Source organism: Pseudomonas sp. AC083, from assembly GCF_979253165.1.
Genome location: NZ_CEEDDH010000008.1, coordinates 224,073 through 241,170, shown reverse-complemented (window position 1 = coordinate 241,170; position 17,098 = coordinate 224,073). Strand labels below are relative to the sequence as shown.

At 61.7% G+C, this 17,098-nt stretch carries 15 protein-coding genes; 6 read left to right on the top strand and 9 right to left on the bottom strand.

What is annotated here, in order from left to right; all coding sequences use genetic code 11:
- The first annotated feature begins 106 nt into the window (after positions 1-106).
- On the top strand, positions 107-994 hold the full coding sequence (locus AC0IXA_RS14735) for an ATP-binding protein (protein ID WP_471813671.1): 888 nt from the start codon (positions 107-109) through the stop codon (positions 992-994).
- 661 nt (positions 995-1,655) lie between these two features.
- On the opposite strand, the gene AC0IXA_RS14730 is transcribed toward AC0IXA_RS14735, so the two are convergent.
- From AC0IXA_RS14730 to AC0IXA_RS14690, 9 genes are all read right to left on the bottom strand, one after another.
- Positions 1,656-2,696 (bottom strand): AI-2E family transporter, encoded by a 1,041-nt coding sequence (locus AC0IXA_RS14730; protein WP_071173244.1) that lies wholly within the window; start codon positions 2,694-2,696, stop codon positions 1,656-1,658.
- A gap of 69 nt (positions 2,697-2,765) precedes the next feature.
- Complete coding sequence (locus AC0IXA_RS14725; protein WP_471813677.1) at positions 2,766-3,572, bottom strand: DUF4892 domain-containing protein; 807 nt, start codon at positions 3,570-3,572, stop codon at positions 2,766-2,768.
- 115 nt (positions 3,573-3,687) lie between these two features.
- Positions 3,688-4,542 (bottom strand): alpha/beta hydrolase, encoded by an 855-nt coding sequence (locus AC0IXA_RS14720; protein WP_471813669.1) that lies wholly within the window; start codon positions 4,540-4,542, stop codon positions 3,688-3,690.
- Positions 4,539-5,345: an alpha/beta fold hydrolase gene (locus AC0IXA_RS14715; RefSeq protein ID WP_016773656.1), complete on the bottom strand. Its 807-nt coding sequence runs from the start codon at positions 5,343-5,345 to the stop codon at positions 4,539-4,541. Before AC0IXA_RS14715 ends, AC0IXA_RS14720 begins: the two co-directional genes overlap by 4 nt.
- 152 nt (positions 5,346-5,497) lie before the next feature.
- Complete coding sequence (locus AC0IXA_RS14710; protein WP_016773655.1) at positions 5,498-5,941, bottom strand: hotdog fold thioesterase; 444 nt, start codon at positions 5,939-5,941, stop codon at positions 5,498-5,500.
- A gap of 31 nt (positions 5,942-5,972) precedes the next feature.
- The gene (locus tag AC0IXA_RS14705; RefSeq protein ID WP_471813667.1) at positions 5,973-7,628 is read right to left on the bottom strand and encodes an AMP-binding protein; all 1,656 of its coding nucleotides are present in this window, start codon (positions 7,626-7,628) and stop codon (positions 5,973-5,975) included.
- A gap of 167 nt (positions 7,629-7,795) precedes the next feature.
- Complete coding sequence (sixA, locus tag AC0IXA_RS14700) at positions 7,796-8,248, bottom strand: phosphohistidine phosphatase SixA (RefSeq protein WP_471813665.1); 453 nt, start codon at positions 8,246-8,248, stop codon at positions 7,796-7,798.
- The gene (locus AC0IXA_RS14695) at positions 8,245-8,592 is read right to left on the bottom strand and encodes a DUF4389 domain-containing protein (protein ID WP_471813663.1); all 348 of its coding nucleotides are present in this window, start codon (positions 8,590-8,592) and stop codon (positions 8,245-8,247) included. The genes sixA and AC0IXA_RS14695 overlap by 4 nt, the downstream gene beginning before the upstream one ends.
- A 30-nt stretch (positions 8,593-8,622) precedes the next feature.
- Complete coding sequence (locus tag AC0IXA_RS14690; RefSeq protein WP_024013958.1) at positions 8,623-9,648, bottom strand: NAD(P)H-dependent glycerol-3-phosphate dehydrogenase; 1,026 nt, start codon at positions 9,646-9,648, stop codon at positions 8,623-8,625.
- Between the two features lie 197 nt (positions 9,649-9,845).
- On the opposite strand from AC0IXA_RS14690, the gene AC0IXA_RS14685 reads away from it, so the two are divergent.
- From AC0IXA_RS14685 to fabB, 5 genes are all read left to right on the top strand, one after another.
- Entirely contained in the window at positions 9,846-11,969 is a 2,124-nt protein-coding gene (locus AC0IXA_RS14685) for a TonB-dependent receptor plug domain-containing protein (protein ID WP_471813661.1), read from the top strand.
- A gap of 1 nt (position 11,970) precedes the next feature.
- Positions 11,971-12,903, top strand: coding sequence for an ABC transporter substrate-binding protein (locus AC0IXA_RS14680; RefSeq protein ID WP_471813659.1), 933 nt, complete (start codon positions 11,971-11,973; stop codon positions 12,901-12,903).
- On the top strand, positions 12,900-14,804 hold the full coding sequence (locus AC0IXA_RS14675) for an ATP-binding protein (protein ID WP_016773649.1): 1,905 nt from the start codon (positions 12,900-12,902) through the stop codon (positions 14,802-14,804). Before AC0IXA_RS14680 ends, AC0IXA_RS14675 begins: the two co-directional genes overlap by 4 nt.
- A gap of 247 nt (positions 14,805-15,051) precedes the next feature.
- On the top strand, positions 15,052-15,567 hold the full coding sequence (gene fabA / locus AC0IXA_RS14670; protein WP_024013962.1) for a 3-hydroxyacyl-[acyl-carrier-protein] dehydratase FabA: 516 nt from the start codon (positions 15,052-15,054) through the stop codon (positions 15,565-15,567).
- An 11-nt stretch (positions 15,568-15,578) separates the two neighbouring features.
- Positions 15,579-16,799: a beta-ketoacyl-ACP synthase I gene (gene fabB, locus AC0IXA_RS14665; protein ID WP_016773647.1), complete on the top strand. Its 1,221-nt coding sequence runs from the start codon at positions 15,579-15,581 to the stop codon at positions 16,797-16,799.
- Positions 16,800-17,098: the final 299 nt, after the last annotated feature.

Genomic DNA, 17,098 nt, shown 5'->3' with positions numbered 1-17,098 from the left:
CCCCCTTTTCAAGCAGAAGACGGCATACGAGATGAACATACGGGTCTCGTGGGCTCGGAGATGTGTATAAGAGACAGTCTCAACGCACATCGACGGCCAACCGCCCATGCACACCGCTGCTTACCCACCGAGGCAAACACGCCCCTGGTTCGGTGGGCCGGTGGTGCCGCTGACCTTCCAGTTCATCACCCTGATGATTGCCGCATGGTACGGCGCAAAGCTGCTCAGCCGGCCGATCCAGCGCCTGAGCGACGCCGCCGAGCGCCTGAGCGAAGACCTCGACAGCGACCCCCTCGACGAATCCGGCCCGCGCGAAGCCCGGCAAGCGGCGCACACCTTCAACCTCATGCAACGGCGCATCCGCGAACAGGTCCAGCAACGCGCGCGAATGCTCGGCGCCGTCTCCCACGACCTGCGCACGCCACTGTCACGCCTGAAACTGCGCCTGGAAAACATCAGCGACGACAAGCTGCAAAGCCAGATGCGCCAGGATCTGGACGACATGATCGGCATGCTCGACGCCACCCTCACCTATCTGCACGAACAACGCACCAGCGAAGCCTTGCAGTTGCTGGACGTGCAGGCGCTGGTCGAATCGCTGTGCGAAAACGCCCAGGACCAGGGCGCCGATGTACAGGTCAGCGGCCACTGCGCGCCTTTGCCAGTACAACCGATGGCGCTGCGCTCGTGCATCAACAACCTGCTGGACAACGCCCTGCGTTACGCCGGACAGGCGCGGATTGAACTGTTGGAACAGCGTGAGGAATTGCTGATTCGGGTGATTGATCACGGGCCGGGGATTGCTGAGGACCAGCGTGAAGCCGTGTTTGAACCGTTCTACCGACTGGAAGGCTCGCGTAACCGCAACTCCGGCGGCGTAGGACTGGGCATGACCATCGCCCGCGAAGCCGCGCAGCGATTGGGTGGGCGGTTGAATCTGGAAGAAACACCGGGTGGCGGGCTGACCGCCATTGTCCGCTTGCCACGGGGCTGAGGCTCAGCCGACTTGAAGAGGGAGCGAGCCTGCTCGCGAAAGCGTCTGATGATTCAATGCCTTGGTTGAATGTATCGGCCTCTTCGCGAGCAGGCTCGCTCCCACAAATAAACTGAGTGTATTCGGTAGATATTGGTTGGATGTGAGGGCGCTATCGCTGGCAAGCCAGCTCCCACAGGGATCGAGTGGTTTCAGAGAGATATGGGTCGGCTGTCAGGCCGCCTTCGCGAGCAGGCTCGCTCCCACAAAATCAAAAGCCAAAGCAAAGCAGCGCAGCTGCCCGCGGCGAAGCCGCCCCACTCAACAATGAGCGCAAGCTCGAGTGCTTTTGATCTTGATCCACCGGCGACGTCGGAAGGCTGAGTGGAGGGATTGATCCGGGCGTGGGAGCGCAGCGACCGTCTGGCGCAGCCAGACACAGCGGAAGGAGGTGCAGCGAAGCAAACCGTAGCCGCTGCGCCCGGATCGATCCCGCAGCGAAGGAACCCGAGCCTGCGAGGGCCGAACGCAGGAGCTAGCGTTTTTTGCTTACTTTTTTTGGCGCTTGTAAAAAAGTAAGTCGCCGTCAGGCGAAACCGCCAGCCGCCGCAGCGAAACATTCGGATATTCACACCAGACAAACCCAAGCATGGTCGGCCCAAAGGCCGCCAAGCCCCCCCCCCTAGACCCGAGCCTGACTCTTACTCCAGTCCGTCAACAAACTATAAGCCACCGCCAACAAAGTAGGCCCAATAAACAACCCGATAAAGCCAAACGCAATCAACCCGCCAAACACCCCGAGCAACACAATCACCAACGGCAGATTGCCGCCACGGCTGATCAGATACGGCTTGAGCACATTGTCCACGCCACTGATGATGAACGTCCCCCAGATCCCGAGAAAGATCGCCATCCCGTACTCACCCTTCCACACCAGCCAAGCCGTGGCCGGCACCCACACCAGCGGTGGCCCCATCGGAATCAGACTCAACATAAACGTGACGATCCCCAGCACCAGCGCCCCCGGCACCCCGGCAATCAAAAAGCCGATCAACGCCAGCACCGCCTGCGCCGCCGCCGTACCAATCACACCGTTGACCACCCGCTGCACCGTCCCCGCCACCAATTCGATGTAATAACCGGCACGATCGCCAATCAAGCGCTGCAGCAGACTGTGCACAAACGCGGCCAGTCGTGGCCCGTCACGGTAGAAAAAGAACACGAACACCAGGCTCAGCGTCAGCTCGAGAATCCCGCCGCCGATCTGCGCACTGCGCGCCAGCAGCCAGTTACCGACTTGGCCCAGATACGGCTTGATCGAGACCATCAACGCCGCGCCCTGTTGATCGATGCTGTCCCACATCGCCACCAGTCGCTCACCAACCAAAGGCACGCTACCAAGCCAAGTGGGCGCTTCCGGCAAACCGTCGACCTGCACATCCTTGATGAATGCCGTGGCATCGCGCACATGATCGGCAAGATTGAAACCCAGCCACACCAGCGGCGCCGCCACCAGCAACATCCAGCCCAGTGTCAGGATCAACGCGGCCAGCGATTCGCGGCCATTGAGCGCACGGGTCAGCAAACGCATCAGCGGCCAACTGGCGAACGCCAGCACCGCGCCCCAGAACAGCGCCGACCAGAACGGCGCCATCACCCACAGGCTGGCACCAAACAACACCAGCAGCAGAATCTGCACCAGCAGGCGATCGTTATTGAGCATGGAAAGTCCCGGCAAAGTCAGTCAGCGAAAGAGTAGGCGAACACTGCGTGCATGCTCGCCCGGCACAGCTTATCGCAACAGGTCGATGCGCAGGCCAGAGCCTTCGAGATTGCCGGTTTCCATCCGGGCCGCCCGCACACCCTGAGTGATCAACGCCTGGCGCCAGGCTTCGGCCTTGGGCCCGGAAACCGTGACCCGCAAGGTCGTGTCGAGATTCAGGCCACGGGAAATCAGGCGCAGCCAGGTGGCATCCGGCTCATCGACCAGTTTCGGGAAATCCAGCTCGCCGGTGCTTTTCAACTGGCGCAGCAGGGTCGCCGAGGTCGGCAGCAACTCGCCCAACGGCGCAGTCGCCTCAAACTGTTCGACATGCAGATAGGCTTTGCGATTGCCGCGAGTGATGCTGTAGAGCGCCACCAGCGTGTTGTCCTTTGGCGCCGCCAGCCTGAGCAACAGATAGGCCTGTTGTTCGTCAGAGCCATACAGCTTGGCGTTGCCGAACACCTCGTTGGCCCACAGGCTGCTTTCGCCGCAATCGCGGGCCTGGCACCAGAACAGCAACTCGGCGTCCTGCTGTTGCAGGGCTTCGCGGGCGGCGGTGAAGGCTTCGGTGGCGGAATGTTCCGGCGGCAACTCGTAGGTTACCGAGGTGGTCTGGCCGCGGGCGGTGACCTGGCCGTCGAAGCGCAACTGGCCGCTGATCTTGCGGATCGAGCCCAGCGGGTAGATGCGCTCCAGCTCGGCCGCCGGGCGATAGTCGACGATCTGTGCGTCGGCCAGACGCGGCACGATTTGCAGATCCTGGCTGCCCGGCACATCGGCAGCGAAGGACAAGGAGCTGAAGCAGCACAGCGCGAAAAGACTGAGTGGCCGCATAGTCAGGCTCACCGGACGGTCATGGCTGGGCGGGTCGGGGTCGCAGCGGTATAGAAATCCATCAAGTTTGTCTCCTGTTTCAACCCGCCCAGCCTCGGCAGTTGCCGGTAGCAAGTCAAGGCATGGCGAAGAAGCGATTGAAACAGTCTGCTACAAGACCTGCGCCAGCCTCGTCATTCAGGTGCAGATGATGCCCGCCCGGCAACTGTTCGTGACTGAAGGGTAGACGCTGCAGCAACTCAGGATGCCTGGCCAGCATGCCATCCGCCGCGACCACCAGATGCGCCGGGCAACCGACGCGCAAGGCAAACGCCATTGCCTGTTCTTCCGTCAGGCGAAGCGGTGATGGCAGGGTCAGGCGATTGTCGGTGCGCCAGGTGTAACCGCCGGGCACCGGCATCAAACCGCGCTGGGCCAACAGTTCGGCGGCTTCGCGACTGACCGCCACCAGGCCTTTCATCCGCGCCTCGATGGCACGGTCGAGGGTGGTATAGACCGGTTTGCGCTTGTCCCGCAGAGCGAGTTGCGCCTGTAACGCCATGCCCATGCGCTGGGCAGCGTTTTCGCCCTTGTCTGTCGGAGGAATCACGCCGTCGATCAGCGCCAGATGGCTGATGCGCTCGGGCAGCGAACCGGCTAGCACCATCGAGACAATCGCGCCCATCGAATGCCCGAGCAGGCCGAAACGCTTCCAGCCCAGTTGTTCAGCGACTTGCAGCACATCATGGGCGTAGTCCCACAGGGCATAACCGGCGCCGCTTGGTCGATGAGCGGAATGACCGTGGCCGGCCATGTCCAGCGCGACGATACGCAAACCGTGGAGCTTCGGCGCCAGCCGCGCGAAGCTGTTGGCGTTGTCGAGCCAACCGTGCAACGCGATCACCGGCAAGCCGTCCTCGGGGCCGAACAGATGCGCGGCCAACTCGATGTGCGGCAGATTCAGACGCACTTCTTCCCAGGTCGGGCTCATGCGCAATCCTTGTTCTGCCGCTGTTCCCAGCGCATGAACAGGCTCTTGAGCAGCCGTGCCGTGTCCTGCGGGCGCTCCAGCGGGAACATGTGCCCGCCGGGCATGCTCAGCGCCTCGCCTTGGGGCAGGCGCGAGACGAAACGTGTGTGATGGCGCATGACCACGCGGCTCTTGTGCCCGCGCACGATGGCCAGTGGCACCTGCAACTGGCGGGTGCGCCCGGGACTGGTGTGCGGCACGCCGCGATAAATGCTGATTTCGGTGGCCGGGTCAAAACGCAGACGAAGCTTGTCGTCGACCTGATGCAAACCGTGTTGCAGGTAGGCATCGAAGCATTCCGGATCGAAGCCGCGAAACAGGGTTTTGCCGGAAAAGTAACTGCGTGCACTGTCGAGATCGGCGAATTCTTCACGGCGCCCGAGGGTGCGCCCGGCCGGAGTCAGCCGGTCGATGAAACCAAAACGCTTGGCTGCGCGAATCACCCACTGATCGGTGCGGGTCAGCACCGGTGAGTCGAGCATCACCACGCCGCGATACAGCTCGGGACAGCGCAACGCCGCGTGCAAGTGCAGCAGACCGCCAAAGGAGTGGCCGACGCCCCATACCGGCTGTTCCTGCTGCTCGAGGTGATGGATCAGTTCATCGACCAGGTTGTACCAGTTGTCGTCCGCCGGAAAACGCGGGTCATGGGCGTGCTGCTCCAGATGCACCACCCGATACTCCGGCGCCAGCGCCGCGAACAACTTGCCATAGGTCCCCGAGGGGAAGCCGTTGGCGTGGGCGAAAAAGATCGGTTGCGACATGCGGGCAAATCCATGAGCGGGAATCGTGGCGTTGATTGTCCGCAAGAGCCGGCGTCGCAGCAATGACCATAACTGCCAGAAATGGTGGTGGAGACGCTTCGCAAGCAAAAGACCACAACACCGAAGGCTGCGATCTTTTGATCTACAACCTGTCAACGCAGCGGCGGCTGTTCCCCCAGCGGCACCACCGCCATGGTCAGGCGCGATACGCAACTGGCCTTGCCTTCATCGCTGGTCAAACGGATGTCCCAGACATGCGTGGTGCGCCCGATATGAATCGGCGTGGCCACCGCCGTCACCCGCCCACTGCGCAAGCCGCGCAAGTGGTTGGCGTTGATCTCCAGGCCGACGCAATAGAACTTGCTGGCATCGATGCACAGATAACTGGCCATCGAGCCGACGGTTTCCGCCAGTACCACCGATGCGCCGCCATGCAGCAGACCGTAAGGCTGGTGGGTGCGATGGTCGATGACCATGCTCGCGGTCAGCGACTGTTCGTCGAAGGCTTCGAAACGAATATCCAGCACTTCGCCAATGGTGTTCTTCTGGATCGCATTCAACTGTTCGATGTCGGGAGTAGTACGCCACAAGCTCATCGCAGACTTCCTTTGTTGTTGTAATCGATGCTCAATCCTGCCACAGCACCGCCTCGCTGCGCGCGCTCCATTCTTCGAAGCGTGCGCCGTAGCGGTCTTCGATGACGTTGCGTTTGATTTTCAGAGTCGGCGTGAGGAAGCCGTTATCCACCGCCCAGTTGTCCTTGACTACCACCAGCCGGCGCAGGCGTTCGTGCTTGTCGAGGGCGGCGTTGACCTCTTCCAGCAGCTTTTCCAAGCTCGCGTGCAGACTGGCACGAGGCTCTTGCTGATTGACGGTGGACAGCACGCACAACCCCAGCGGTGCACTCAGGCCATCGCCGACCACGCACACTTGTTCGATGCGTGAATGCACGGCCAGACGGTTTTCGATCGGCGCCGGCGCGACGTATTTGCCCTTGCTGGTCTTGAAGATTTCCTTGAGCCGGCCGGTCAGGCGCAGGCGCCCTTCGCTGTCCTGCTCGCCCTTGTCGCCGGTGCGCAGAAAGCCGTCGGCAGTCAGCGTCTCAGCAGTTTTCTGCGGTTCTTTGAAATAGCCGAGCATGTTGGCCTGGCTGCGCACCTGCACTTCGCCGAACTCATCGATGCGCACCTCGACTTCCGGGCACGGCTGACCAATCCAACCCTGTTTGTACTGCCCCGGCAGGCAGATATGCGAATAACCGCAGCCCTCGGTCATGCCGTACACCTCCAGCACATCGAGGCCAAGTTTCTGATACCAGGCGAGCAAGGTCTGCGGTACCGGCGCAGCGCCGGACAACGCCACGCGCAAGGCATCCAGGCCGAGCCCGGCGAGCACTTTGTGCCCGACCCGCTTGCCGATGAAGGGCAGCCCGAGGAGAAAATCCAGGCGCTGCGCCGGGATCTTGCTGTAAACACCCATCTGGAATTTGGTCCAGATACGCGGCACGCCGAACATTGCCGTAGGCCGCGCGCGCTGCAGATCGGTGATGAAAGTCTCGAGTCTTTCGGCGAAGAACACTGTCTGCCCGGTATAGATCGAGGCCAATTCGACAAACATGCGCTCGGCAACGTGGCACAGCGGTAGATACGACAGCAGCCGATCGTTCTCGTTGAGCCCGAACAGCTGCGTGCCGCGACTGGTGGCGAAACCGAGATTGGCGAAACTGTGCATCACGCCTTTGGGCAGGCCGGTGGTGCCGGAGGTGTAGATGATCGTCGCCAATTGTCCGGCGGCGGGGCGTGGATCGTCCTGGATTGGCGAACAGCTCTGCAGGTCCGCCCAGCTGTAATCGAACTCGCCGGGCGGATGCAGCGGCAGGCTGATGGTCGGCAAACCCGTCGGCACGCCTTGCGCCATGCCCACCCAGTCATCCAGTTTGCCGATGAACGCCAGCGCACTTTCCGAGTGAGTCAGCACTTGCGCAACGGATTCAGCGGTGAGATTGGGGTACAGCGGCACCGACACATGCCCGGCCATCCAGATCGCCAGATCGGCGATGATCCAGTGCGCGCAGTTTTTCGAGATCAGCGCAATGTGGCTGCCGGGCGGCAGCTCCCGTGCGCGCAACCAGTGCGCGGCGCAGCGGGCCTGATGGCCGACATCGGCCCATGTCAGCGTCTCGACCTGACCGCCACCGATGGGCTGCACGAGAAAGCGCTGGCGCGGATGCCGGGCTTCCCGTTCGTAGAACACGTCCAGCGGCAAACGGAAGGCGGCAGACATGCGACTCGCTCCTGTTTTTTTGGTCTGGAGCAAGCGTAGTCAACCAAGCAAGTGCTTGGTTGAATTTTTTACCAAAAGAAACAAGATCAAAAGATCGCAGCCTTCGGCAGCTCCTACATTGGAATGCATTCCTCTGTAGGAGCTGCCGAAGGCTGCGATCTTTGCTTTTAAGGGTGCTTGAGGCTGTTGAGCTTCATCGAGCCAATCAGCAGCTCGCTGTGCTCAAGCTCCGCCAGCCCCGCTGTAGTGACCTTCTCCGACGGATGCCCGGCGCCGTGTTGCAGATAGCTGAGCAGATTGCCCACCAACGGGTTGTGGCTGACCAGCAGCACATTGCTCACCGACACCAATTGCTCGGCCACCTTGTCCGGATCGCTCTCCGGCGTCAGCCACTCGACCGTACGGATCTCCGGCTCGAACCCCAGCGCCTCGCGCACGATTTGCGCGGTCTGCTGCGCGCGCAGATAAGGGCTGGCATAAATCGCCGTCAGCGGCTGCCCGATCAGATGCGCCGCGCTGCGCAGGACTTCTTTACGACCATGCTCGGTCAGCTCGCGCTCGGAATCGATTTTCGAGCCGTGAGGCACCGCCTCACCATGACGCAATACCCACAGTTTCATAGCTTGGGCTCCTCATCGCGCACCGGGTGCGCGGTTGGGGCGACGGTGTGCGGCGCTTCCCCTTCCGGGGTGCGCGGCGCTGGCCAGTCGGCGAACGGCCAGGGCTTCTGGTCACTGTGAAACGTGCCGAAGCGGCCGATCTGCGCGAGGAACTGGCTGAGGCTGTCGCCAAAATTCATCAGGCTGGCGCTCGGTGCGCCGTAGATCAGGCGGTAGATCAGTTGCACCAATACCACCGCGCCGAGGATGAACTGCGCGACTTGCCAGACCAGCAGATAAACGATCATCCACAACACCCGCAGGAGGATGGATTCGTACTGGGTTTCGCTTTTCGGATCGTTCATGGCTTGCTTCCTGTCCGTGTAACAGCTGAATCAGTTGAAACCGCTGGTGGAAATAAAGTCGACGTCGGTTTTCGGCTCGGCACGCATCAGTAGACCGATCACCTGCTCCAGCGTGCGTCCCTCGAACAGGATCGCGTGCAGCCCGGCGACCAGCGGCATGTACACGCCGACTTCCTGGGACTTGGCCTTGAGCACTTTGAGGGTGTTGACCCCTTCGGCGACCTCGCCAAGACGCGACACCGCTTCGTCGAGGCTCAAGCCCTGACCGAGGGCGAAGCCGACCTGGTAGTTGCGGCTTTTGGGCGATGAACAGGTGACGATCAGATCGCCAACCCCGGCCAGACCAAGGAAGGTCATCGGGTTGGCGCCCTGATTCACGGCGAAGCGGGTCATCTCGGCCAAGGCGCGAGTGATCAACATGCTCTTGGTGTTCTCGCCCATTTCCAATGCCACCGCCATGCCGGCGATGATCGCGTAAACGTTTTTCAACGCCCCGCCCAGCTCGACACCGAAACGGTCGGCGCTGGCGTAGACGCGGAAGGTGCGCCCGTGCAGGGCGGCTTGCACCGCTTTGCACAGTTCTTCGTCTTCACTGGCGACCACCGTGGCGGTCAGTGCGTGCTCGGCGATTTCCCGCGCCAGGTTCGGACCGGACAACACGCCGATGCGCGCCTGCGGGGCGATCTCTTCGAGAATCTGGCTCATCAGCTTGAAGGTCTGCGCTTCGATGCCTTTGGTCAGGCTGACCAGCATCTTGCCGCTCAATCGCTCGGCGTGGGCGGCGAGTACCGTGCGCAAGGCGCTGGATGGCAGCGCGACAAAGCACAGATCGCAGGCATCGAGAGTGGCTTGCAGGTCGGTGACAGCAGTCACCCCCGGCAGAATCTTGATGCCTTTGAGGTAACGCGGGTTTTCGCGGTTGACCCGGATGGCCTCGGCCTGCTCGGGGTCACGCATCCACTGAAGGACTTGATGGCCGTTCTCGGCCAGCAGATTGGCCACGGCGGTACCAAAACTTCCGCCTCCCAGGACCGCAATCGGGCGCTGTTCAGTCATATGCAATCCGTTAATCCATACCAGTGGCGATGCCGGGCATTATACGGCGCGACCCCGTCGCGGCCAGCCCCAGCAACAATTACCGACATTTGTAGGAAGAAGACCAATAAAACCTAGGAAAATGCCTGCAACGTCACTGGAAAAGTCGCCGCCCTCGGTTAACATGCGCGCCAATTCTTCTCTCTGCAGGCTGTGTCGTGTTTTCTGGCCCTCCTCCCCCGCGCTCGCCGCTGCTACTGGCGCTGCTGTTCAGCCCGCTGGTGCTGGCGGACGACCTGTTCGTCGACAGCCAGACGCTGCCGCAGGTACTCACAGCCACGCGGCTGAAACAGACGCCAGCGGAAGTGCCCGGGAGCATGACCGTTCTCGACAGCGAATTGATCAGCGCCAGCGGTGCCCGCGACATCAGCGAGCTACTGCGACTGGTGCCAGGGATGATGGTCGGCAGCATCAACGGCAATCAGCCGGCGGTGAATTACCACGGCACCAACGCCAGCGAAGCACGGCGCATGCAGGTGTTGATCGATGGCCGCTCGGTGTACCGCGCCGGCCTGGCGACGGTGGACTGGAGCGATATTCCGGTAGCGATGGAAGACATCGAACGGATCGAGGTGTTTCGCGGCCCGAACACCGTCAGCTACGGCGCCAACGCGTTGATGGCAGTGATCAACATCATCACTCGCCACCCGGCCGACGGCCACGGCACGCGTTTGAAGATCACTCGCGGCCAGCGTGGCATCAACGACTTTTATGCCAGCCAGGGCACCGGTTGGGATGGCGGCGATCTGCGCCTGTCGCTGTCCGGTCAGGAAGACGACGGTTTCGACAGCGACCGCAACGGCGCCGATTATCGCGACAGTCGGCGCTTGAATCGTCTGAGCCTGGCGGTCAGCCACGACCTCAATGAAGGGCAAAGCCTCGACTGGCAGCTCAACGCCAAGGACGGCAGCAATCAGCGACCTTATACCTACCGCCCGGTGTTCTCGGGGATTACCGACGCCGGGAACAATTCCGACGTGGTGGCCAAGGATTACGCCGGTTCGGTGCGCTGGAACCTCGATATCAACCCCGAACACAGCCTTTATGTGCAAGGTTCGGCGCAGCACTGGGATCGCCAGCAAGTCTGGCGCGCCTGCGATGCCGAGGTATCGTTCAGCCCCGAGCTGGCGCAGCTGTGGCAGCTCAACCCGAATTACACCGAACGGCTGGCGCGCAACATCACCCAGTTCACCGGCCCCGGCGCGGCACCCGGCACGCCGCAGGAAATGGCGCTGGCCAATCAGGTGCTCGAGCAATGGCGCAACGGCGCTAGCCAGACCTTGTGCGGCGATATCGACCAGAGCGCCCGCGAATCGCGCTACGACCTCGAGCTGCAGGACACCCTCAGCCTGGCCGACAGCCTGCGCCTGGTCAGCGGCCTGAATTACCGCTACGACCGCGCCGATTCCGAAACCTACTTCAACGGCACCCTCGACGACACCACCTGGCGCGCCTTCGGCCAACTGGAATGGCGCGCCACCGAGCACTGGCTGCTGCAGGGCGGAGCGATGTTCGAGGACACGCAACTGATCGGCAGTTCGCTGACCCCGCGCTTCGCGGTCAACTACCTGATCAACCCGCGTCACGGCCTGCGCGCGGTGTACTCGGAGGCGATCCGCTCGCCGGACATGTTCGAGAACAACGTCAACTGGAGCTATCAGGTCAGCAACCTGCGACCCTCGGCCTACGGCCAGTCGTCGGCGCGCTATTTCGTCAAGACACGCGGCCCCGGTGATCTCGATCAGGAACACATGCGTTCTCGCGAGTTGGGCTACAACGGTTACTTCGCCGAGCTCGGGCTGGCCGTGGACGTGAAGCTGTTCTACGACGAAATTACCGGGATGATCAGTGAACCGCTGCGCAACAACCAGTACATCGCCAGCAACGCCAACAGCTCGCGCTTTCGTGGCAGCGAAACGCAACTCGACTGGCGCCTCAGCAGCGCCGACCGCTTGCGTTTGACCTACGCCTTCGTCGACGCCGAGGCGAGCAATCCGCTGGACCAACAGTTCACCTCGCGCAACAGCGGTTCCGCCGGTTGGCTGCGCAATTGGGGCCATGGCTGGAACAGCGCCCTCTTCTATTACGGCGACAACGCGCTCAACGGCTATCGCTTAGAACGCGTCGACACGCGCATCGCCAAACGCATCGCCATTGGCAAAGCTCAGCTGCAATTGGCCGGCGTGCTGCAACAGCGCCTCGACCATCAGCCGAATACTTTCGTCGACAATAATTACGATGAACGCCGGGTGATGTATTTCAGTGCCGAGCTGGAGTTCTAGGATGCGCACCGGCCCGTCACGGAAGACGCCCACCCTGGGCCACTGGCTGGCCGGGCTCTGCCTGTTCATGACCGCGTGGCTGCACGGCGTCGCGGTGCAAGCGGCGGATATTCTGTTGACCGGCGCCGAGGAAAGCCCCGGCGTGCAGGCCTTCGTGCAAGCGCTGAGTGAACTGCGCCCGACCGACAACGTGCGGTTCCAGCCGCTGGCGAGTTTGCCGGCACCGGGCAAATTACCGGCCAGTCTGCGCTTGATCCTGCTCGATCTGCCCAGCCTCGACTGGCGTCTGCAAGACTCACAAGGCCCGTCGACGCTGGTGTTGCGCATCAGCCGCTTGCAGGCGCGCCAGCGTTTCGCCGATGCCCAACCGGCGCGCCTGAGCCTGCTCTGGAGCGACCCGCCGCTGAGCCGGCAACTGCAACTCATCCGGCGGATTCTGCCGCAGGCCCGGCGGGTCGGTGTGCTGTTCGATGAACACGGCGAGTTTCTTCTCGACGAACTGCGCGCGGCTGCACGGCCGTTGAATCTGGAGATTGTCAGCCAGCGCTGGGACAACATTCATGACAGCCGTCCGCTGCAAGCGCTGCTGAAACGCAGCGACGTGCTGCTCGGCCTCGACGACCCCGATCTGTACAACTCGCAAACGGCGAAAAACCTCTTGCTCAGCAGCTACTCGCGTCAGGTTGCGCTGATCGGCCCCAACATTGCATTCGTTCGCGCTGGCAGCCTCGCCAGTACCTACAGCGACCAGAGCGACTGGCTGGCGATTCTCGACCATTTGCTCGATCAGCCCACCAGCGCATGGCCGCGAACGCTTTACCCCGCTCGTTTCAAAGTCTCAAGTAATGCGCAGGTGGCTCGTTCCTTAGGCATCGAACCGCTGAATGAAGCATCTGTCGCCAGTGCCTTGGCCGAAGGAGAGCGCCGCCCATGAGTTTTCGTCGCCGTTGGGACATCAACACCCGCACGCAGCTGATCAGCCTCGGGCCGGCGCTGTTGCTGACGTTACTGTTGATCAGCTTCTTTACCTTCGTGCGCATCCAGGACTTGCGTCAGGAGCTGAACCACACCGGCCAGTTGATCGCCAACCAACTCGCCCCGGCCACCGAATACGGGGTGATCTCCGGCAACAACGAAGTGCTGGAAAGCCTGCTCAAGGCGACACTGGCCACGCCCAACGTGCGCTTTCTCGAAGTGCAGGACAGCGCCAACCGGATTCTGGTGTATGTCGAACAACCGGCCGACAGCCACAGTCGCCCGCATCAGGTCGAAGTGTTCCAGGCCCCGGTGCGTCTGCAACGGATCGCCTTGCACAACGATTTTTTCCAGGACGGCAAAGTCAGCAACAGCGCCGCCGGCGAGGATTATCTCGGGCGAGTGATCGTCGGGCTGTCCAATGACGCTTTCAGTCAGCGCCAGCAGGAGATCCTGTTCAAGGCCGGGATTCTCGCGCTGTTCGCCCTGCTCTTCACCTTCGTCGTCGCCCGTCGTTTGGCCGGCAGTCTGTCGCAGCCGATCCGCGACATCGGCGATGCGGTCAAGGCGATTCAGGAAGGCGATTACAAAACCCCGTTGCCGATTGTCGATGACACTGAATTGGGTGCGCTGTCGCAGCACATCAATAACCTTGCTCAGGCGCTGGAACAGGCCAGCCGCGAGCAGCAGCAGGCGATGGCGCAGCTGATCCAGACCCGCGAAGAAGCGGAAAAGGCCAACAACGCCAAATCGGATTTTCTGGCGATGATGAGCCATGAACTGCGCACCCCCATGAACGGTGTGCTGGGCATGTTGCAGTTGCTCGAAACCACCGAGATGACCGAGGAGCAAGTCGAATACGCCGCACTCGCTTCGGAGTCGACCGAGCATTTGCTCAAGGTCATCAATGACATTCTCGACTTCTCGCGGATCGAACGTTCGGAGCTGGAGCTTGAGCACATCCCGTTCAACCTCGCCGAGCTGATCGGCGCCTGCGCGCAGTCGTTCCAGCACAGCGCGGTGCAGCGAGGCCTGGCGCTGAATCTGCGCATTCCCGACGATATGCGCGGCTTGCAGGTGCAGGGCGATCCGACGCGGATCCGGCAGATTCTGGTCAATCTGGTTGGCAATGCCTTGAAGTTCACCGAGCAGGGCCGGGTCAGCATCGAGGCGCAATGGCAATCGCTGGATCATGAACTGCTGTGGTTCACCTGCTCGGTGCGCGACAGCGGCATCGGCATTTCTTCGGAAAGTCTGGAGCTGATGTTCAATGCCTTCCAGCAGGCCGACAGTTCGATCTCCCGTCGCTACGGTGGCACCGGTCTTGGTCTGCCGATCGCACGGACTTTGGCCGAACGCATGGGCGGCACCTTGCGCGCACAGAGTGAGGAAGGACGCGGTTCGGTATTCACTCTGGAAATTCCATTGGCGCTGTATAAGCAGGCAATGCCAGCGCTGGCCGCGCCGCGCACCCTGAACGGCAGTGGTCAGGGCGAAGGACGCCATGTGTTGCTGGTCGAAGACAACCCGGTCAACCAGACCGTGATCGAAGCGATGCTGCGCAGCCTCGGCTTTGCGGTCAGCGTGGCGACCGATGGCGCGCAAGCGGTGCGCAGTGCCGAGGGTGGCGAATTCGAAGTGATTCTGATGGATTGCCGGCTGCCGATCATCGACGGCTACGAGGCCACGCGGCAGATCCGCGACCTGCCCGGACGCCGCGATGTGCCGATCATCGCGCTGACCGCCAACGCCTTGCAGGGCGATCGCGAAACCTGTCTGGCAGCGGGGATGAACGATTACCTGGCCAAGCCGTTCAAACGCAATGACCTGCAGCAGATTTTGCAGCGCTGGGTGTCGTAGTGTGGGCCTTTCGACCATCTGCGACTGGCGTGAAAAGCGAAAGTGCGGCAGTCTTAGGCACCCGAACGAGCCCCAAAAGGGGCTTGATTAAAAATTTCAGTGCACAAGTGTACATTCATGTCCTTGGTGCTGTGACTTTCACCACAACGCAATAGTCTATGAGTAGGCTGCCGGTTCGAGGCATGAACGCCTTGAACGGTCGGGAAGATCTGCCCCACCTGCCGCATGGGATTATTGAGGAGCTCGCATGACCAAACAAAACGCCTTTACTCGGGAAGACCTGCTGCGCTGCAGTCGCGGTGAGCTGTTCGGCCCAGGTAACGCGCAACTGCCCGCCCCGAACATGCTGATGGTGGATCGCATCACCCATATCAGCGAAGAAGGCGGCAAGTACGGCAAAGGTGAATTGGTCGCCGAGCTGGATATCAACCCTGACCTGTGGTTCTTCGCCTGCCATTTCGAAGGCGATCCGGTGATGCCGGGCTGCCTGGGTCTGGATGCCATGTGGCAACTGGTCGGTTTCTTCCTGGGCTGGCAAGGCCTGCCGGGCCGCGGCCGTGCGCTGGGTTCGGGCGAGGTGAAATTCTTCGGTCAGGTGCTGCCGACCGCGAAGAAAGTCACTTACAACATTCATATCAAACGCGTCCTCAAGGGCAAGCTGAACATGGCCATCGCCGATGGTTCGGTCAGTGTCGACGGACGCGAAATCTACACCGCCGAAGGCCTGCGCGTCGGCGTGTTCACCTCCACTGACAACTTCTAAGGGTTATTCGCATGCGCCGCGTCGTTATCACTGGTCTGGGCATCGTTTCGTGCCTGGGCAATGACAAAGAGACCGTCTCCGCTAACCTGCGTGCAAGCCGCCCTGGCATCCGGTTCAACCCGGAATATGCTGAAATGGGTCTGCGTAGCCAGGTTTCCGGCTCCATCGACCTCAACCTTGAAGAGCTGATCGATCGCAAGATCTATCGCTTCGTCGGCCATGCAGCGGCTTACGCCTACCTGGCCATGAAAGACGCCATCACTGACTCCGGCCTGACCGAAGAGCAGGTGTCCAATCCGCGTACCGGCCTGATCGCTGGTTCCGGTGGTGCTTCCACGCTGAACCAGATGGAAGCGCTGGACATCCTGCGCGAGAAAGGCGTGAAGCGCGTCGGCCCGTACCGCGTCACGCGGACCATGAGCAGCACCGTTTCCGCTTGCCTGGCCACGCCGTTCAAGATCAAGGGCCTGAACTACTCCATCGCTTCTGCCTGCGCCACCAGTGCTCACTGCATCGGTACTGCCATGGAACAGATCCAGATGGGCAAGCAGGACATCGTCTTCGCCGGTGGCGGTGAAGAAGAGCACTGGAGCCAGTCGTTCCTGTTCGACGCGATGGGCGCTCTGTCCAGCAAGCGCAACGACACCCCGGAACAAGCTTCCCGCGCCTACGACAAGGACCGCGACGGTTTCGTCATTGCTGGCGGCGGCGGCATGGTTGTCGTCGAAGAGCTGGAACACGCTCTGGCCCGTGGCGCGAAGATCTACGCCGAGATCGTTGGCTACGGCGCAACGTCCGATGGCTACGACATGGTCGCCCCGAGCGGCGAAGGCGCGATCCGCTGCATGCAGCAGGCGCTGTCCACCGTCGACACCCCGATCGACTACCTGAACACCCATGGCACTTCGACTCCGGTCGGCGACGTTGCGGAAATGAAAGGTGTGCGTGAAGTGTTCGGCGACAAGGCTCCAGCGATCAGCTCGACCAAGAGCCTGTCCGGTCACTCCCTGGGCGCCGCCGGCGTGCACGAAGCGATCTACTGCATGCTGATGATGGAAGGCAACTTCATCGCCGGCTCCGCCAACATCGACGAGCTCGACCCGGAAGTGGCCGATCTGCCGGTGCTGACCAAGACCCGCGAGAACGCCACCATCAACACCGTGATGAGCAACAGCTTCGGCTTCGGCGGCACCAACGCCACGCTGGTACTGAAGCGCTGGGAAGGCAAGTAATTCCCCACTGCTGAGCCACACCTGAAAACGCCCCGACTGGTTCGGGGCGTTTTTTTTCGTCTGCAGAAAATAGCAGGTTCACCGCAAAACCCTGAGGGAGCGAGCCTGCTCGCGAAGGCGATACTCCAGTCACCCTATCGTCGTCTGACTCACCGAATTCGCGAGCAGGCTCGCTCCCACAGTGGGTTTCCGGGGGGCTCGGGAGATGAAACTTCTGTCATGAAACTTACCACCCTGCGACCGAATGTCGCGGTTTACGCGGCCTCCAGCACTGTTGCGAAATCCGCAACAACACCTTG